General features: G+C 50.6%; 17 protein-coding genes. 9 read left to right on the top strand and 8 right to left on the bottom strand.

The window, feature by feature from the left end:
- Nucleotides 1-21: 21 nt before the first annotated feature.
- Together OGV69_RS17030 and OGV69_RS17025 are read right to left on the bottom strand one after the other, a co-directional pair.
- A complete protein-coding gene (locus OGV69_RS17030; RefSeq protein ID WP_069324701.1) occupies nt 22-678 on the bottom strand; it encodes a carbon-nitrogen hydrolase family protein in 657 nt (218 codons plus the stop codon).
- Between the two features lie 106 nt (nt 679-784).
- Entirely contained in the window at nt 785-1,015 is a 231-nt protein-coding gene (locus OGV69_RS17025) for a DNA polymerase III subunit theta (RefSeq protein WP_038641397.1), read from the bottom strand.
- 143 nt (nt 1,016-1,158) lie between these two features.
- Between OGV69_RS17025 and yobA the strand changes: the two genes are divergently transcribed.
- From yobA to pphA, 5 genes are all read left to right on the top strand, one after another.
- Nucleotides 1,159-1,533: a CopC domain-containing protein YobA gene (yobA, locus tag OGV69_RS17020; RefSeq protein ID WP_038641395.1), complete on the top strand. Its 375-nt coding sequence runs from the start codon at nt 1,159-1,161 to the stop codon at nt 1,531-1,533.
- 3 nt (nt 1,534-1,536) lie between these two features.
- The gene (gene copD / locus OGV69_RS17015; RefSeq protein ID WP_069324700.1) at nt 1,537-2,409 is read left to right on the top strand and encodes a copper homeostasis membrane protein CopD; all 873 of its coding nucleotides are present in this window, start codon (nt 1,537-1,539) and stop codon (nt 2,407-2,409) included.
- Between the two features lie 20 nt (nt 2,410-2,429).
- The gene (locus OGV69_RS17010) at nt 2,430-2,768 is read left to right on the top strand and encodes a YebY family protein (RefSeq protein WP_038641391.1); all 339 of its coding nucleotides are present in this window, start codon (nt 2,430-2,432) and stop codon (nt 2,766-2,768) included.
- A 581-nt stretch (nt 2,769-3,349) separates the two neighbouring features.
- The gene (locus OGV69_RS17005) at nt 3,350-4,630 is read left to right on the top strand and encodes a hypothetical protein (protein WP_069324699.1); all 1,281 of its coding nucleotides are present in this window, start codon (nt 3,350-3,352) and stop codon (nt 4,628-4,630) included.
- A gap of 73 nt (nt 4,631-4,703) precedes the next feature.
- Nucleotides 4,704-5,345, top strand: a complete 642-nt coding sequence (gene pphA / locus OGV69_RS17000) for a protein-serine/threonine phosphatase (protein WP_069324698.1) — start codon at nt 4,704-4,706, stop codon at nt 5,343-5,345.
- Here pphA and OGV69_RS16995 read toward each other — a convergent pair whose 3' ends face one another.
- The 5 genes from OGV69_RS16995 to yebS all read right to left on the bottom strand — a co-directional run bounded on the left by OGV69_RS16995 (nt 5,346) and on the right by yebS (nt 11,363).
- Entirely contained in the window at nt 5,346-5,537 is a 192-nt protein-coding gene (locus OGV69_RS16995) for a YdfD/YebW family protein (RefSeq protein ID WP_032939629.1), read from the bottom strand.
- 102 nt (nt 5,538-5,639) lie between these two features.
- On the bottom strand, nt 5,640-5,876 hold the full coding sequence (locus OGV69_RS16990) for a YebV family protein (RefSeq protein WP_029139506.1): 237 nt from the start codon (nt 5,874-5,876) through the stop codon (nt 5,640-5,642).
- A 100-nt stretch (nt 5,877-5,976) separates the two neighbouring features.
- Nucleotides 5,977-7,398, bottom strand: a complete 1,422-nt coding sequence (rsmF, locus tag OGV69_RS16985; protein ID WP_071888146.1) for a 16S rRNA (cytosine(1407)-C(5))-methyltransferase RsmF — start codon at nt 7,396-7,398, stop codon at nt 5,977-5,979.
- A 79-nt stretch (nt 7,399-7,477) separates the two neighbouring features.
- The gene (locus OGV69_RS16980) at nt 7,478-10,111 is read right to left on the bottom strand and encodes a PqiB family protein (RefSeq protein WP_069324697.1); all 2,634 of its coding nucleotides are present in this window, start codon (nt 10,109-10,111) and stop codon (nt 7,478-7,480) included.
- Nucleotides 10,080-11,363, bottom strand: a complete 1,284-nt coding sequence (gene yebS, locus OGV69_RS16975; protein ID WP_038641303.1) for a membrane integrity lipid transport subunit YebS — start codon at nt 11,361-11,363, stop codon at nt 10,080-10,082. The genes OGV69_RS16980 and yebS overlap by 32 nt, the downstream gene beginning before the upstream one ends.
- A 128-nt stretch (nt 11,364-11,491) precedes the next feature.
- Here yebS and msrC point away from each other — a divergent pair, with 128 nt between their 5' ends.
- The 4 genes from msrC (at nt 11,492) to htpX (ending at nt 15,914) form a co-directional block, all read left to right on the top strand.
- A complete protein-coding gene (gene msrC / locus OGV69_RS16970) occupies nt 11,492-11,989 on the top strand; it encodes a free L-methionine (R)-S-oxide reductase MsrC (RefSeq protein ID WP_038641301.1) in 498 nt (165 codons plus the stop codon).
- Nucleotides 11,990-12,085: 96 nt separating this feature from the next.
- A complete protein-coding gene (gene proQ, locus OGV69_RS16965; protein WP_003833781.1) occupies nt 12,086-12,772 on the top strand; it encodes an RNA chaperone ProQ in 687 nt (228 codons plus the stop codon).
- A 19-nt stretch (nt 12,773-12,791) separates the two neighbouring features.
- Nucleotides 12,792-14,840, top strand: coding sequence for a carboxy terminal-processing peptidase (gene prc, locus OGV69_RS16960; protein ID WP_069324696.1), 2,049 nt, complete (start codon nt 12,792-12,794; stop codon nt 14,838-14,840).
- A gap of 192 nt (nt 14,841-15,032) precedes the next feature.
- On the top strand, nt 15,033-15,914 hold the full coding sequence (gene htpX / locus OGV69_RS16955) for a protease HtpX (RefSeq protein ID WP_003034964.1): 882 nt from the start codon (nt 15,033-15,035) through the stop codon (nt 15,912-15,914).
- A 46-nt stretch (nt 15,915-15,960) separates the two neighbouring features.
- On the opposite strand, the gene OGV69_RS16950 is transcribed toward htpX, so the two are convergent.
- Nucleotides 15,961-17,334, bottom strand: coding sequence for an MFS transporter (locus OGV69_RS16950; RefSeq protein WP_038641296.1), 1,374 nt, complete (start codon nt 17,332-17,334; stop codon nt 15,961-15,963).
- Between the last annotated feature and the right edge of the window lie 162 nt (nt 17,335-17,496).

Here is a 17,496-nt window from a genome sequence, read left to right as displayed (position 1 = left end):
CCATGCTCCCGACCAAAACGACTAGCGTAATGGAATGATATCACCTTGCCAACCCCGTGGCGTGCGTTGACCGGTTAAGAGCAAAGAACCGCTGTCGGCGCGTACAATCAATCGACCTCGCTCGTCCCATAACGCGCTGCTCCCGCGTGCATTGGCCATTAATACCGCGATGGCAAATTTATGCGAGAAACTTTGTAGCTGAGATGCGGATGAGAGGAGTTCTGGCTCGCTGACGGACTGGCTACTGGTGAATAACGAAAAAGCAGGATCGATATCAATACCTTCTGGCTGACTATCCACAACGCTGATGGCATTGCGCTGTCTGGCAATACAGGCCCCGTGGCTCTGATGAAACGTTAATGGTGATGTCATCCAGGGAGAGAAAAGCGCAATGCCTTTCACAAAACGATTGTTATGCTCTACCGGCAATCCCGCGATAATTGTCATGCGGTAAGTCGCTGCGGCATGCGCCAGCGGTTCCAGCAACGCTTCATCAGGTGGCGCTGGGAGGGAGTCATTCTCATCAACGCAGCCCAACAAGGAGAGGGCGGGGAAGACCAGCAATTCACATTGGCATTGTGCGGCTGCCTGAATGAATTGCAGGTGATGGGCAACGTTTTCGGTCACTGACGCGTGAAGGGGTTCGTATTGTGCTGCTGCGATTTTCCAGTGTGACATAATGATTTCCTTTTCATAGTGTCTACAACCATCTTTAAAGTATAGATTAAGAATATACTTATACTGTAGCAGGCATCATGTAAGGAATCGTAACGTAATATAAGTTTTATTTAACTTTCGGCTCGTACGGTAAACGTGAAAGAGAGACGGATGCCAGGCGATGCGCGATGAGTCTTTCACGAAACCAGTCGCGTAAATGTTCGGGCTGTTCACGTTCAACCACTTCGGCAACGATCGGCATATTGTAGCGTTCTTTAAATGCGACACCCGCCGCGGCCAGGTCAACATTGACCTTATCCATTTCGGCTTGCTCAAGTTTGGCCAGATTGATGTTCATAGGCTGCTCCTTTTCTCTGTCTTCCGGCGCGCAAAGTTACTAAGAGTGCGCATTAATGGCAAGACAGAATTGATGATTCTCGACTCGATCATTGTAGAAGGTTATTCTCTATAGATTAGACATAACAAAAAGGAATAGTTGATATGGCTTCATCTGCATCTTCGCTACGTAATACTCTCATCGTACTCGCCAGCCTCCTCGCAACACCCGCTGCATTGGCGCATGCTCACCTGACAAAACAAAGTCCGGCGGCGAATGCGGAAGTCACCGCTTCTCCCCAGGCGCTGACGCTGAATTTTTCTGAAGGCGTCGAACCCGCGTTCAGCGGCGCAACGCTGACAGGTCCACAAAAGGAATCAATCAAGACGGGCAAAGCGACCCGCAGCGATCAGGACAAAACGCAACTGATTATTCCGCTCGCTCAAACGCTGGAGGCCGGAAAATATACGGTGGACTGGCACGTTGTATCCGTGGATGGCCACAAGACAAAGGGACAATATACCTTTAGCGTGAAATAACCGATGCTGGCATTTACCTGGGTTGCCCTGCGATTTATTCATTTTACCGCGTTGATGCTGGTGTTTGGTTGTGCGCTTTACGGCGCATGGCTGGCTCCCGTTTCGGTTCGCCGTTTAATGATGCGTCGTTTTTTACGTCTGCAACGCCATGCCGCGACGTGGAGTTTTATCAGCGCGACGCTAATGCTGGCGATCCAGGGGGGCTTAATGGGCTCAGGATGGCGGGATGTCGTCTCTACAGACGTTTGGGGCGCCGTTCTGCAGACGCAATTTGGCGGCGTCTGGCTATGGCAGATTATCCTCGCGATGGTCACGTTGGTGGTGACCATCGTTGTGCCGCGCAGCATGTCGCGACTGCTCTTGATGCTGACGATTGCTCAGTTTATTTTGCTGGCAGGCGTTGGACATGCAACGCTGCATACTGGCGTCGCTGGGGCTATCCAACAGGTTAACCATGCCTTACATCTGATATGTGCCGCCGCCTGGTTTGGCGGCTTGCTGCCCGTACTTTACTGTATGAGAATGGCGCAGGGCCGCTGGCGGGAACAAGCGATCGGAACCATGATGCGTTTCTCCCGCTATGGGCATCTCTTCGTGGCCGGGGTTTTACTTACCGGGATTATGAATGCCCTGTTTATTGTCGGTGTTTCCGGCTCCTGGCACATGGCTTATGGGCAACTGCTTTTGTTAAAAGGTGCCCTTGTCATGCTAATGGTAGCGATTGCCCTGGCGAATCGGTATGTTCTGGTACCACGCATGCAGCAGGATAATGGCTGTGTGACGCTCTATTTCATTTGGATGACAAAACTGGAATGGGGAATAGGGGCCGTTGTGCTGGCGATTGTCAGCCTGTTTGCAACCCTCGAACCTTTTTGATTGGTGGACTGGCAAAACGCATGAAAAAAATCATTCTCTCTTTACTACTACTGGCAAGTTCAGGGGCCGCGCTGGCAGCGCCACAGGTCATCACCGTCAGCCGTTTTGAGGTTGGCAAAGATAAATGGGCGTTTAATCGGGAAGAGGTGATGCTGACCTGCCGTGCAGGTCACGCGCTGTATGTCATCAATCCCAGCACGCTGGTGCAATATCCCTTGAATGATGTTGCCAGAGAACAGGTTGCGAGCGGTAAAACCACGGCGAAGCCGATTGAGATTATCCAGATTGATGACCCGACAAAACCGGGTGAAAAAATGAGCCTGGCGCCGTTTGTTGAGCGTGCAGAAAAACTCTGTTAATTGTCAGATGTAGCGTTCTGATTTCCAATAAAAAAACCGCAGGATCTCACAGGAGAACTTGCGGTTTTTACATTTGGTCGTGTAACAAACTGCCTTTTTTTCCGGCCACTTTAGTCGCGGACTGGAAAACCTGGCGCTGTCATCTATTCTTAAATGGCAGGGTAACTTAGCCTGCATTAATGCCAACTTTTAGCGCACGGCTCTCTCCCAAGAGCCATTTCCCTGGACCGAATACAGGAATCGTATTCGGTCTCTTTTTATGCGGATTTCATTTCAATAAGTTAGAACGTCATGTCCAAAAATTTCCGAAATTTGTCCACATATCAGTATTTGGGATTGCTTCGTTATACCACACAGTTTTTAACATTCACAGTGTATTTGCAGAGAAAAAGAACAGGGATGGGCGCTGTTTTTCCTCGTATCCAGGAGTGTGCATGACTTATGTGTCAGTGTTTTCAGTGGGTTCTTGTTCCCACAGACGTTTGGACTCGCTTGTACCGATAGCGGTATACTTCTTCATCAATAGGTGAAGTTCTCACCACTGATTCGGGACTTAGACTCACAGTAAAGAGACAGAAGAAATGGATAAGTTTAAAGAATGGCTGGTGATGGAAATTGGTAATGCAGACGATCTCTCTTCCTCATTAAATCTCTACACTAATGTCTATCAGTTAATACCTGAATATAAATTTGTATTTTCGTCTCCTAAAGGTCCATATCCGGGCTTTCAAACTAACAAAAAATTCGAAAACGGAGCATCTATTCGTTCTTTATTCAATGATGAAAACGTGTTCGTCATGGATCCTCAAACGATAGAAGAAATGTTTAGTGATAAACGCTGCTCTACTTTTAAAATAGACTACTCAATATCCCTTGATAGCCAGGCATTAAGTTATTTGCGGCCTTATATTAACGGAAAGGTCTCAGGTTTAGATGATGACATTGAAGAAATATTCAATTTTATTTCCCATAAAAATACTCAGGTAGATTCTGTATTGTATGAACTGGAGAATCTTAACAATTTAGATGTAAAAGAAAACCATCATAAAATATTTGATAAATTGTTAGGTTACGAGTTTATAAAGGATGTAGATTTCATCAAAACGGGAAATACCGGGAAATTGACATCAAAAATATCACAAAGCGAGCTTTTTCTTAAAACTGACAGGCATTTTAATTCTATGCTTGCTAAACACAAGGATTCTGAGTTCAGGCGTGCGCTACGAGATCGACATGATAGTATATATGCTTACCTTCTAATGATGAGTATCATCCAAATCAAATCACCCGCCAGGTCGCTAAAGAATAAACTTATCGATCTGTTAATTTTTGCACACAACAAAGTCGGTTTTCTGGCCACAAGAGAGCTGATTCTTGCAAGTGAGTTCTTTAAAAGAGGAACTCAATTTAGATTTTTTAACAAGATACATAAAAAATCAAAAAATATGTGGCCAGCTTTACATGGGATGGCATGGGACCTTACTCATTGCAGATATTTAGAACAAGCTATTACCTTCAATACCGGAAATGATCAACGGTATTTTTTCCCTGGAATTTTAAGCTGTGATAAAGGATTTATTGAAGCTATGGAGCTGACACCATTAAAGGCCGTTGCATTTAATACCCAGGGGGGGCCGCCACTGCTCTTTTACCATGATAATGACGTGAAAAAAATCACAGCAGACATACCTGAGGTTATTGATTTTTATATAAAAATAACTAGCAAACATAAAAGAGAAGAAAGAGCCAGCACGCGAAATGCACCCACTTATGACCTGCAATCTATTGTTACAGAACTGGAAGAAGAGCTGGAAGCTGTTGCCCAGGTGCCTGTTAGGCGGGCTGATCACATAGGGTCGTGACACCAGCATCGTTCGGAATTTTGCTGCTATGGTTTAATTAAGTGAAGGGTAATATTTGTATGCAGGAGGTCAAATGGGACAGCCTGACAATATCTACCAGCGGATCGCAGCAACAAACTGGCGACACGTCTGGGTCGTTGGGGATCTCCACGGTTGCTTCTCTTTATTGATGGTTAAACTGCGCCAGTGCCATTTTGATCCCTGGCAGGATCTGTTGGTTTCAGTGGGCGATGTTATCGACCGTGGCCCTGACAGTCTCCGTTGCCTGCGCCTGATGCGTAAAAGCTGGATTGTGGCAGTCAGGGGCAATCATGAGCAGATGGCGTTGGATGCACTGGCGACGGGGCAGCAACTGTCGTGGTTTATGAACGGCGGCGCGTGGTTTGCTCACGCGGATCAGCCCGCGGCGAGGTTAGCACTGGAAGCGTGCCGAAAGTTACCCTGGATTCTGGAACTACGCTGCCGGAGTGGTATACACGTTGTTGCTCATGCTGATTACCCGGATGATGATTACCAGTGGCAAAAAGAGGTCGATTTACAGCGGGTACTGTGGGATCGTGCGCGGTTGATGAACAATGGTAACGGCATACGCGGCGCGGATCACTTTTGGTTTGGCCATACGCCGCTGCGGCATCGGTTGGATCGCGACAATCTGCACTATATTGATACCGGTGCGGTATTTGGCGGCGAATTAACGCTGGTGCAACTGCAATAATCAGAAATCACTGTATTCCTGGGCCGGACGCCAGAAGCTGTCGATATAATCGTCCGCAGGCAAACATCCGCCGTTACGAATGCGCTGATCGTCCATCGATACAAGGCATTGCTGCTCAGTTTTGTAGACATCAACCACGATATCTTCACAACCGCCGTCAAGGTAGCACACAAAAAGAACCAGCGTGAACATTCCATCCTCTAATGGTAAAGCCATACCTCTAGTGTAGAAGATGTTGATAGATGAGGGAAATTAGCCAGGAAATAACCCGTCTGGCGACGGGTTCTTTTTGAATCAGGCAAGGCGCATGATCCAGGCATCTGACTTACGATCGTAGTGCTCGCGAAACAGAACAGAATGTTCTCCATTCAGAAGGGCCGGGACGCTGGTGTCGGCATCCCAGGCGTCCAGTTGCATACATAAATCCGGATCGGATTTACATGGAATGGTTAACGTTCGGTCCCCCGGCGATTCGCCATGCAACTCGGCGTCGTCGATTTCAAAAGCGCCAATGCGCACACTGGTTTTCATCATCGTGCTCTCCGTTTATCTGCTGATTGTGGTACGACCAGTTAGGCCGTCCATTTTTCAGCGTAGTCAACGTTAGCAAAAGCGCCAGTCAAAACGTGCGTTATCCTGTAAAGAGTTTGCCATCCCGGACAAGATCGCGTGGATAGCTATTCTTCAATCGCGATCCAATACGCTTTGCCAGGCCGATCGGCTGATGCTGGAAGGTAACCAACACGTCGTCAGTTGTGGGTGAAGTTTGCGGATAAACATCTCTACCGCGATACCACTCTTCCGCTTCGGCAAGGCTCAGTTCGAACGCATGGCTATGGCCTGGATCGGCGAGGGCGATGACGGCTTCATGCTGCCAACGATACCCTTTGTTGTGGGTCTCAGCCAGTTTAACCCCGAGGCGGGAAAAACGAACTTTGCCAATCAGGGGTTCAATCTCTGTCGGAAATAACCAGATCTCTTTATCGCGCTGCCACAGGCGCAAATTGTCTGCCCATTGTAATCCGCAGGCGTTAGCGGCCTGGGCAACAAGCGCGGATTCACGTCCTTTCAGCGGGCTGAACGGGAAGTTACCCACTTTATATTTCGGTGAGGGTAGAGCAGGAATGGCGGCCGTTTTGCGCAAACGCGCGACGAAGAATCCTTCACAATCGTAGATCTGCGGGAACACATGCAGGAATCCTTCCGGCGTCAGGGCGCGTTCAGCCTCCGGGAATAAATCGCCCAACGGTAAAAATTCAACGGCATCCGGGTAGGTTTCAATCAACCACTGCATAATGGCTTCGTTTTCGTCACGGTTCAGCGTACAGGTTGAATAAACCAATGTGCCGCCGGGACGCAGAGCGTGAAAAGCGCTGTCGAGGAGCTCACGCTGGGTTGCGGCAATTTCCAGATTACTTTCTATGGACCAGTTTTTCAGCGCATCGGGATCTTTACGTACCACGCCTTCGCCGGAACATGGAGCATCCAGCAATATGGCATCGAATGTTTCTGGTAATGCCGCGCCGAATACCCGCCCGTCAAAATGGGTCAGGGCGACATTGTTGATACCGCAACGGCTGATATTGGCATGCAGGACTTTGACGCGACTGGCGGAAAACTCATTCGCCAGAATCACGCCCTGATTATTCATTTTGGCGGCAATTTGCGTGGTTTTGGAGCCGGGAGCTGCCGCGACATCCATTACGCGTTCCGGGGTATTGCCATCGGCAAACAGCGCGGCGACAGGCAGCATTGAGCTGGCTTCCTGAATATAAAACAGGCCGCTTAAATGTTCTGCGGTGCTGCCGAGCGGCAGTGACGTTTCATCATCGCGTTCAATCCAGAAGCCTTCAGCACACCATGGAACAGGGGTGAGCGACCAGTTATATGGTGCTGTCAGAGTGAGGAAATCGGCAACAGAGATTTTCAGCGTATTGACGCGGATGCTACGGCGCAGCGGACGCTGGCAGGCAGCGAGAAAATCATCGAATGAGAGCGTGGAAGGCATTGCTTCACGCATTTGTGTCAGAAAGGCGTCGGGAAAATAAGCCACTTGGTACCACCGGCAAAAAAACAGGTGCGCAGTGTAGCATAAGTGCTCCGGCGCGAGCACGCCGGAGCAAAGGGAGAGGTTATCGTGGCAGGGCGGTTCCCCATTCACGCCACTCTTTCGGTTCGCTTTCCTGCAACAGGAAGTGTTTACCAGCCTGTGCTTTCGGGGCCAGTGGCGTACCCGGCGGGGTTGCAAAGGCGATCCCACCGCGAATGAACTGATTAAAGGTACCGGTCTTCACGACGCCGCCGGTCAGGCCGAAGTCGAGACTGTAGCCGGATGCCAGCCAGAATACAGAGTTGTTACGCACCAGATGCTGATAGCGCTGGCTGATGCGCATAGCGATCATCACGCGATCGGAAAGGGAGCCGAGCGTCAACCCGGTGACGGTCCCGACTTCAATACCTCTGAACAGAACTGGCGTACCGATGTTTAATGAACCCGCTTCCGGTGCTTCCACCACAATACTCAGACCATCGAGGTAACGAGAGTCGGTGATAGTAGCTTCCTGCAGCTCAAAATCACGGCGCGGGTTACCGCGGCCAGGTTCAACATTGATATACGGCTGTAAGATGGTATCTAAATGCTCCACGCCGGCTGCTGAGATTTGCGGGGTAATCACGGAGAAGCGTGTGCCGCTACGCGCAAAGGTCTGTACGTACTCCGGATACAGTACCGCTTTGGCCTGAACTTCGTTACGGGCAGTGATCAGCTCAAGCGTCTGGATCTGGCCAATATCGATTCCCAGGTAGCGAATCGGCATCCCGGCCGCCAGTTTACCGGCATCGAAGGCGTGCAGGGTTATCTGGCCGCCCACCGCACGCGCAGCGGTTTCTGACGCATACAGAATCCGCTTGTCGCCTTTGCGTTGGCTGGCGCTGGCGCCGCTCAGGTTATCGAAGCTTATTGCGCCTTTAATCGCTCGCGACAGGGGAGAAGCCTGAACGGTTAAACCGCTGCCGTTAAGCTGAACCTTGGCACCGCCCTCGGCCCAGAACACACTGTTGCTGGTCAGCAGGTTGCGATATTCCGGTTTGATATGCAGATCGATATCAAACGCATCGGCGCGTGGACGAACGCTAATGACTTCACCGACTTCGAATTTACGATACAACACCACCGAACCGGCCTGCACATCGGGCAGCGTCTCGGCACTCAGGCTGACCGTGGTGGTTGGCAGATCGCTCAGGCTGTTCTCAATCGCTTTTTCCAGGTTGGCATACAGCGGGTAGCTTTTTTTCATTTCACCTTTCGTACCAGGCAAAATACGAATGCCGCCGCTGATCCACTCACTGGCGCTGGCACCAAGAAACTCCACGCCATCAAGCCCAACTTTGACATCGACCCGACTGTTGACCACAAACTTACTGTCGCCTTGCACCAGCGCGCGATGCTGCGGTTCGATGGCGACGGTAAACGAAACGCCTTTGCTGGAGAGCGTGCGCTCAATCACCTGACCGACCTGTACGCCGTGAAGAATCAGCGGTTGGCCGGCATCAATACCGTAACTTTCCGGCGCGGTCAGCGTTAGCGTCATGACGCCCGGATCGTGTAACAATGATTGCTCCGCAGGAATCACCGCAAACTGGTTACGCGGCTCGCCCTCGCCAGGTATCAGTTCGAATGTTTTGCCCGTCAGCAGCGAACTGAGATTCGCATCGCTTAACGATAATTTAGGGCTGTGTAATTCAATACGCGTGTTGTCGCGCAATAGCGTGACGACGCTGGGATCGACCGTCATCTCGCCGGTGACTTTCCCGCCCGGATTTAAATCCAGTTTGGTCAGTTGACCGACTTCCAATCCTTGATACATCAGCGAAGTTGAACCTGCTTTCAGTCCGTCGCCGCTGGGTAAGTCGAGCTTAACGATCACGCCGCGCTGGCTGTGCGCGAGATCCTGATACAAACCAAACGTGTCGTCGGCAACGGCGGGTTGCGAATCTACCGGTGAGTCAAAGGCAATGGCGCCATTTACCAGCGCAGCCAGACTCTCCAGTTTCACTTTGGCGCCGCTGAGGCTGACATCTGCGTCAACCCCTGATACGTTCCAGAAACGACTGCCTTTTTTCACCAGATTGGTAAAGCGACGTTCAATCAGCACGTCGATGGTTACGCCCTGATTATTTGGGTTAATGGTGTAGTCATAGACCCGACCTACCGGGATTTTGCGGAAATAAACTAGCGAGCCGCTATTAAGCGAACCGAGGTCGGGGGCCCGCAGGTGCAGCATCAAATCGCCGTTGTTCAGACGGTATTTCGGCTGCGTATCAAGCGCGACGAAATGATCCTCTGGCTCGCCGGTTCCGGGCATCATGCCGATATAGTTGCCGCCAACTAACGCATCCAGGCCGGAAACCCCCGCCAGCGACGCTTTCGGTGTGACCAGCCAGAACTGGGTATCTTTGCGCAGTGCATCTTTCATATTTGATTTGATGCTGACGCGGACTTCAATTTTACGCAGGTCTTTGCTGAGGTTGATGTCCTGCACCGTGCCCACTTCGACGCCCTGATAGCGAACAGGGGTACGGCCAGGCACAATGCCGTCCGCCGACATAAAGTCAATGGTTACGGTATTACCGCGATCTTCATAGCTTCCCCAGATAAGCCATCCTGCAATCATCAATGCGATGAACGGCAGCAGCCAGAACGGGGAGATACGACGTTTTGTTTTAATCTGCGCTTCAGTCTGCGAAGCGGGCGTTTCCTGACTCATGTGCATCCCAAAGTAAGCGGCTGTCCAGCCATTCCACTGCAAGAATAGTCAATATTACCGCTGCGCCGAAATAAAACGCAGCCGGTCCCATAGTAAAAGCAAGTATCTGATCGCGATTAATCAGCGACATGGTTAAAGCGATAACAAAAAGATCCAGCATTGACCAGCGACCAATCCAGGTCACTATGCGCAGTAGTTTGATGCGGGTACGCAATCCTTGCTCACATTTAAAATGAATGCTGATGAGCAACGTAAACATCACAATCACTTTGGTGAATGGCACCAGAATACTGGCAATAAACACGATCGCCGCCACGCCGATATTACTGTTCGCCAGAGACAGTATGCCTGACATGATCGTGTCTTCCTGCCGGGAGCCATTGACATAAATAATCGAGATAGGCAGGAGGTTAGCAGGCAGCAGCAGGACAATCGAGGCCAGCAGAGCAGCCCAACATTTTTGAATACTTTGATTTCTGCGCCAGCGCAACGGTATGTGGCAACGAGGGCAGCGGCCGCGGGCGTCCGGATACCCTGTAAAGTGGCAACCAAGGCAAACGCGAAGCTTTTCATCGGGCCGACGAGCAGGCCTTTGTGGGTAAAAACGGTCCCAAAGCTGTTCTACGTTGAGGTGCGATAACGTCAAAATACTAAGGATCACCAGCGCAATAAAAGCAAACAGTCCCACCCCAGGTTGCAAATAAGCATAGTCCTGAACTTTAATTGACGCGACGCCGATACCCACAAGATAGATATCGAGCATCACCCACTCTTTGAGCCTTTCCAGCATCAGTAGCACCGGACGCAGGTTCATCCCGAGAATATTACCAAACCACAGATAAGCGATTGAGGTAACGAGAATAATCGGCGCGCCCGCAACGCAAAATAGCACGAAAGATGCGGTGAGTGGGTCACCCTGGCGGGTCATTTGCCAGATACCCTGCATCACATTGGCGTCAATGCGTACACCGAGCAAAAAAATATGTAACAGCGGCTCTCCCCAGGCGAAGGGCATCAGCAGCAACATGGTGACAGCCATTGCTGCCAGCCGCGTTAAGGACCAGTCGCGTCCGTCACGGATTTTTGCCTGACAGCGTGGGCAGAATGCGCTTTGGTGCGAGCGCATTTTAGGCAAGCTAAATATCAGGTCGCATTCAGGACAACGATGATAATGTGCACGCGGTAGTGCCTCGCCGATAGACCTGATGGCTATTTTTTTAGTTGGCGTGATGCGTGATGTCGTAAGGGCCATGTATCGCGTATCAAAATGTTGAAGTAATGTTATCTTAACTCATGACGGGAATGATCTTGAGCATTAACGCATTTAATGTTTATTTTAGTAGGCTGCAGTTTTAAGTAAGACAACTAAGTGATTACATAATGAACAAATCAGAGCTATACACGGATCTGAACCGTGATTTTCAGGCATTAATGGCAGGTGAAACCAGTTTTCTGGCAACGCTGGCAAATACCAGCGCATTGTTGTACGAGCGTCTGGCACAAGTAAACTGGGCCGGTTTTTACCTGCTTGAGGGCGAGACTCTGGTACTTGGCCCTTTCCAGGGCAAAATTGCCTGTGTGCGGATCCCGGTAGGGCGTGGTGTATGCGGAACCGCGGTGGCGCGCAATCAGGTGCAGCGTATTGAAGACGTGCACGCGTTTGACGGGCACATCGCATGCGATGCCGCCAGCAACGCGGAAATCGTTCTGCCTGTCACCGTTGAAAATCAGATAATCGGCGTGCTGGATATTGATAGTACTGCGTTTGGTCGCTTCACTGAAGAAGACGAACAGGGGCTGCGTACGCTTGTGGCACAGCTTGAAACCGTGCTTGCAACGACGGATTACAAAAAATTCTTTGCGAGCGTCGCAGGATAATCAACGGATAACGTAGCAATTACTGATGACGTCATTATAATGTCGCCTGTTCATGCCTGCGCTTGTTGGCTACGTCCGTTGTAATCAGGAAATTTCATGGAAAATCAACCTAAGTTGAATAGCAGTAAAGAAGTCATCGCGTTTCTGGCCGAACGCTTCCCGCAGTGTTTTAGTGCTGAAGGCGAAGCGCGCCCACTGAAAATTGGCATTTTTCAGGATTTGGTAGAGCGTGTTGAGGGCGAAATGAACCTCAGCAAGACACAGCTCCGTTCTGCCTTACGTCTCTATACTTCAAGCTGGCGCTATCTGTATGGCGTTAAATTGGGCGCAACGCGTGTTGATCTCGACGGCAACCCATGTGGTGAGTTGGATGAGCAACATGTTGAACATGCTCGCAAACAGCTGGAAGAAGCTAAAGCTCGCGTTCAGGCGCAACGTGCAGAGCAACAGGCGAAAAAACGCGAAGCGGCCGCTGCTGCCGGCGAAAAAGAAGACGCACCGCGTCGCGAGCGTAAGCCGCGTCCTGCTCCGCGTCGTAAAGAAGGGGCTGAACGTAAACCTCGCGCTGAAAAACCAGCAGCAAAAGCACCGCGTGCTCCTCGTGAAGAACAGCATACCCCGGTATCTGATATTTCAGTGCTGACGGTAGGGCAGTCCTTGAAGGTGAAAGCAGGTAATAATGCGATGGATGCCACCGTATTAGAAATCACCAAAGATGGCGTCCGTGTACAGCTGAATTCGGGTATGTCTTTGATTGTACGCGCAGAACACCTGGTGTTCTGAAACGGAGGCCAGGCCTGGCATGAACACTTTTTTTAGGCTTACTGCGTTAGCTGGTCTGCTTGCATTAGCAGGCCAGGCACTTGCTGTAGAAGACATCACGCGTGCCGATCAAATCCCCGTTTTAAAGGAAGAAACCCAGCATGCGACGGTGAGTGAACGTGTAACTTCACGTTTTACACGTTCACACTATCGCCAGTTCGATCTGGATCAGGCGTTTTCGGCAAAAATTTTTGACCGCTATCTGAATCTGCTCGACTACAGCCATAACGTGCTGTTGGCGAGCGATATCGAACAGTATGCAAAAAAGAAAACTGTCCTCGGCGATGAACTGCGCACGGGCAAGCTGGATGTCTTTTACGATCTTTATAATCTGGCGCAAAAACGCCGATTTGAACGATATCAGTACGCGCTAAGCGTGCTGGCGCGTCCAATGGATTTTACCGGGACTGACACCTTTAACCTCGACCGGAGCAAAGCTCCCTGGCCGAAGAGCGAAGCAGAGCTCAATGCGCTGTGGGACGGCAAAGTAAAATTTGACGAACTCAGCCTGAAGCTGACCGGTAAAACCGATGCGGAAATTCGCGAAACGCTGACACGTCGCTATAAATTTGCCATTCGCCGCCTGGCGCAGACGAACAGTGAAGATGTGTTCTCACTGGCGATGACGGCTTTTGCTCGTGAAATAGACCCGCATACTAACTATCTTTCTCCGCGCAACACAGAACAGTTTAATACTGAAATGAGCTTGTCTCTGGAAGGTATTGGCGCAGTTCTGCAAATGGATGATGACTACACCGTCATTAACTCCATGGTGGCAGGCGGCCCGGCAGCCAAGAGCAAAGCGATAAGCGTTGGCGACCGTATTGTCGGCGTGGGCCAGACCGGAAAAGGCATGGTCGATGTGATTGGCTGGCGTCTGGATGATGTTGTGGCGCTGATCAAAGGACCTAAAGGCAGCAAAGTTCGCCTCGAAATCCTGCCTGCTGGTAAAGGCACCAAGACGCGCATTGTCACGCTAACGCGTGAACGCATTCGTCTCGAAGACCGCGCTGTTAAAATGTCTGTGAAAACCGTTGGCAAAGAAAAGGTCGGCGTACTGGATATTCCTGGTTTCTATGTTGGCCTGACGGATGACGTAAAAGTTCAACTGCAGAAACTGGAAAAACAGAATGTCAGCAGCGTGATTATCGATCTGCGTACTAACGGTGGTGGCGCACTGACCGAAGCGGTCTCGCTTTCTGGTCTGTTCATTCCTTCCGGCCCGGTGGTTCAGGTTCGTGACAATAACGGCAAAGTGCGTGAAGACAGCGATACCGACGGTGTTGTGTATTACAAAGGTCCGCTGGTGGTGTTAGTCGATCGCTTCAGTGCCTCGGCATCGGAAATTTTTGCCGCGGCAATGCAGGATTATGGCCGTGCGCTGATCGTCGGTGAACCGACCTTTGGCAAGGGCACCGTACAGCAGTATCGTTCTCTGAACCGTATTTACGATCAGATGCTGCGTCCGGAATGGCCAGCACTGGGTTCCGTTCAGTACACGATCCAGAAATTCTACCGTGTAAATGGTGGCAGTACGCAGCGTAAGGGCGTTACGCCGGATATCATCATGCCGACAGGTAATGAAGAAACTGAAACCGGTGAGAAGTTTGAAGATAACGCGCTGCCGTGGGATAGCATTGACGCGGCAACCTATACAAAGTCTGATAACCTGACGCCATTTGGACCTGAATTGCTAAAAGAGCACAATGCACGTATTGCGAACGATCCTGAGTTCCAGTACATCATGAAGGACATTGCGCGATTTAATGCAATGAAGGATAAGCGCAGCATTGCTTCTCTGAATTACGCTCAGCGTGAGAAAGAGAATAACGAAGATGATGCACTGCGTCTGGCGCGCATCAACGACCGGTTTAAGCGTGAAGGCAAACCGTTGTTGAAGAAACTGGACGATCTGCCGAAAGATTACCAGGAGCCGGATCCGTATCTGGATGAAACGGTAAAAATCGCGCTCGACCTGGCGCATCTTGAAAAAGAGAAGCCAGCGGAACAGCCCGCAACCAGTCAATAACCTCCAACAGGCACAAGAAATTGTGCCTGTTTTTTTAACAACCGCATGAAGACGTCAGTCTGATACGATAAAATGTAAAGTTGTGTCTTTCTGGTGACTTAGCACCTATGGATGCTTGAAAATAGCCATAAGACCCATACGATATGGGTAATCGCATAGTGCGTTTTGTTAAATTGAGGTTAAAAGAAAATTATGATGCGAATCGCGCTCTTCCTGCTGACGAACCTGGCTGTGATGGTCGTTTTCGGGCTGGTATTGAGCCTGACAGGGATTCAGTCAAGCAGCGTTCAAGGCTTGTTGATCATGGCACTGCTGTTTGGTTTTGGTGGTTCCTTCATTTCGCTGCTGATGTCCAAATGGATGGCGTTAAAGTCCGTTGGCGGGGAAGTGATCGAACAGCCCCGTAATGAAAGAGAACGCTGGCTGATGAATACGGTAGCGAATCAGGCCCGTCAGGCGGGTATCGCTATGCCGCAGGTTGCAATCTACCATGCGCCAGATATTAACGCGTTTGCTACCGGTGCGCGCCGGGATGCTTCGCTGGTGGCTGTGAGTACTGGCCTGTTGCAAAACATGAGCCCGGACGAAGCCGAAGCAGTTATCGCGCACGAGATCAGCCACATTGCCAATGGCGATATGGTGACCATGACCCTCATTCAGGGGGTGGTCAACACCTTCGTTATCTTTATCTCCCGTATTCTGGCGCAAATTGCCGCCGGATTTATGGGCGGTAACCGCGATGAGGGCGAGGGCAGCAACGGTAACCCATTAATCTACTTTGCGGTGGCGACGGTGCTGGAACTGGTGTTTGGTATTCTGGCCAGCATTATTACCATGTGGTTCTCACGCCACCGTGAATTCCATGCGGATGCCGGTTCTGCCAAACTGGTCGGCCGTGAGAAGATGATCGCCGCGTTGCAGCGTCTGAAAACCAGCTATGAACCGCAGGAAGCAACCAGCATGATGGCGTTCTGCATCAACGGTAAATCTAAATCGTTGAGTGAGCTGTTTATGACTCACCCGCCGTTGGATAAGCGTATTGAAGCGCTGCGTAGTGGGGAATACCTGAAGTAACCCGAAGAAGTCTGGAAGAAAAAGCGCGTCGTCAGACGCGCTTTTTTTATGCCTGAACGCGCGGCTGCGTGATACGTAAGCCGCTCACTATGGCGGCAGCCGTTGCCAGTACACCCGCAGTTATCAGCGACATATGTGTTCCGCTGTCACCAAACTGATTGAGCATTAACGCCACCAGTGCCGCGCCGGTACTTTGCCCTAACAAGCGCGCAGTCCCCAGCATCCCGCTCGCCCCGCCGCTGCGTTCACGCGGTGCGGAGGTGATGATGGTGTGGTTATTCGGTGACTGAAATAGACCAAAACCCGCGCCGCACAATATCATCGGCCAGATGATATTAATATCGGAGGGCGCAGAGGGAAGTAACACCAGGGCAAATAATCCGCTTGCCATCACGGCCATACCCAGTGCACCCAATAGCCCCGCGTGGACGCGTTCGATAAGATATCCGGCCAGCGGCGCCATCACCATGGTTGCCAGCGGCCATGGGGTCAATAGCAGGCCCGTTTCGACTTCGCTACGACCGAGCACGGTTTGAAGAAAGAAGGGCAGAGAAACCATCGCCAGCATTTGCGCGCTAAATGAACAGATTGACGTGCAAATCGAGAGTGAAAACAGCGGAATGCGCAGCAGGTCAACCGGTAATAACGGTACCGGCAACGCCAACTGGCGGCGGATAAAGAAAAAACCGACCACGATAAGCGCCACAAGCTCGGTGCCAATCAATTTTAGCGACTGCCCTTGCGCAAATCCACTGAGCGCGGTAATTAACAAGCCAAACGTTAAGGCATTCATTACCGCACTTGGCAGGTCAAAGCGTGGTTTATTGCTGCGGGACGAATTAGGTGGCAAAAAGCGCATAGCCAGCAGCAGGGCAATTATTCCCAGCGGGACGTTAATCAGAAACAGCCATTTCCATGACGAGATAGAGAGGATCGCCGCGGCAATGGTGGGGCCTGCCGCTGAGGATACCGCCACGATGAAGGAGTTAATTCCCATCCCCCGACCAAGCTGACGCTGGGGATAAATAAGTCTAATTAATGCTGTATTTACACTCATCAGCGCCGCGCCGCCAAACCCCTGAGCCACGCGGGCCAGAGTTAACATTTGTAGCGAGTCTGATAAAGCACAGAACAGCGAGGCAAGCAGGAATACGACGAGACCACATTTATAAATGCGTCGATAACCAAACATATCACCCAAAAATGAGAGTGACAGCAGTGAAACGACAATGGCGATTTGATAGGCGTTAACGATCCAGATTGAACTGGCGGGTGACGCCTGAAGGTCGGTAGCAATCGTCGGAAGTGCCACGTTAGCTATTGCTCCGTCGAGTACTGCCATAGAGATGCCAATAACAATGGTTAAAATTGCACCATATCGCTGGGGCAATGGCAGGCCATCAGCCTGAATTTTTTCCATAAGGGGTCATTTTATCGGGAATTATGATGAGAATAATAATCTTAGCATTGATATACAGGCGTTAGGTCGCAGATTTGTAACTAAGTAAGCAAAGAGCGATTGCGAGGGCAGGTCCGTGAAATTATAATAAAAACCGGTTCTGATTTTTATAAAACACTCGTA

The organism is Citrobacter sp. Cc139, from assembly GCF_030334645.1.
GTDB classification, from domain to species: Bacteria; Pseudomonadota; Gammaproteobacteria; order Enterobacterales; family Enterobacteriaceae; genus Citrobacter; species Citrobacter werkmanii.
The sequence above is the reverse complement of the archived record's forward strand: the minus strand, read 5'-3'. Positions and strand labels throughout refer to the sequence as shown.

What these genes read in the sequence shown, in the direction of transcription:
- OGV69_RS17030 (WP_069324701.1), bottom strand. Translation starts at nt 678, where the DNA reads ATGTCACACTGGAAAATCGCAGCAGCACAATACGAACCCCTTCACGCG.
- OGV69_RS17025 (WP_038641397.1), bottom strand. Translation starts at nt 1,015, where the DNA reads ATGAACATCAATCTGGCCAAACTTGAGCAAGCCGAAATGGATAAGGTC.
- yobA (WP_038641395.1), top strand. Translation starts at nt 1,159, where the DNA reads ATGGCTTCATCTGCATCTTCGCTACGTAATACTCTCATCGTACTCGCC.
- copD (WP_069324700.1), top strand. Translation starts at nt 1,537, where the DNA reads ATGCTGGCATTTACCTGGGTTGCCCTGCGATTTATTCATTTTACCGCG.
- OGV69_RS17010 (WP_038641391.1), top strand. Translation starts at nt 2,430, where the DNA reads ATGAAAAAAATCATTCTCTCTTTACTACTACTGGCAAGTTCAGGGGCC.
- OGV69_RS17005 (WP_069324699.1), top strand. Translation starts at nt 3,350, where the DNA reads ATGGATAAGTTTAAAGAATGGCTGGTGATGGAAATTGGTAATGCAGAC.
- pphA (WP_069324698.1), top strand. Translation starts at nt 4,704, where the DNA reads ATGGGACAGCCTGACAATATCTACCAGCGGATCGCAGCAACAAACTGG.
- OGV69_RS16995 (WP_032939629.1), bottom strand. Translation starts at nt 5,537, where the DNA reads ATGTTCACGCTGGTTCTTTTTGTGTGCTACCTTGACGGCGGTTGTGAA.
- OGV69_RS16990 (WP_029139506.1), bottom strand. Translation starts at nt 5,876, where the DNA reads ATGAAAACCAGTGTGCGCATTGGCGCTTTTGAAATCGACGACGCCGAG.
- OGV69_RS16980 (WP_069324697.1), bottom strand. Translation starts at nt 10,111, where the DNA reads ATGAGTCAGGAAACGCCCGCTTCGCAGACTGAAGCGCAGATTAAAACA.
- yebS (WP_038641303.1), bottom strand. Translation starts at nt 11,363, where the DNA reads ATGGCCCTTACGACATCACGCATCACGCCAACTAAAAAAATAGCCATC.
- msrC (WP_038641301.1), top strand. Translation starts at nt 11,492, where the DNA reads ATGAACAAATCAGAGCTATACACGGATCTGAACCGTGATTTTCAGGCA.
- proQ (WP_003833781.1), top strand. Translation starts at nt 12,086, where the DNA reads ATGGAAAATCAACCTAAGTTGAATAGCAGTAAAGAAGTCATCGCGTTT.
- prc (WP_069324696.1), top strand. Translation starts at nt 12,792, where the DNA reads ATGAACACTTTTTTTAGGCTTACTGCGTTAGCTGGTCTGCTTGCATTA.
- htpX (WP_003034964.1), top strand. Translation starts at nt 15,033, where the DNA reads ATGATGCGAATCGCGCTCTTCCTGCTGACGAACCTGGCTGTGATGGTC.
- OGV69_RS16950 (WP_038641296.1), bottom strand. Translation starts at nt 17,334, where the DNA reads ATGGAAAAAATTCAGGCTGATGGCCTGCCATTGCCCCAGCGATATGGT.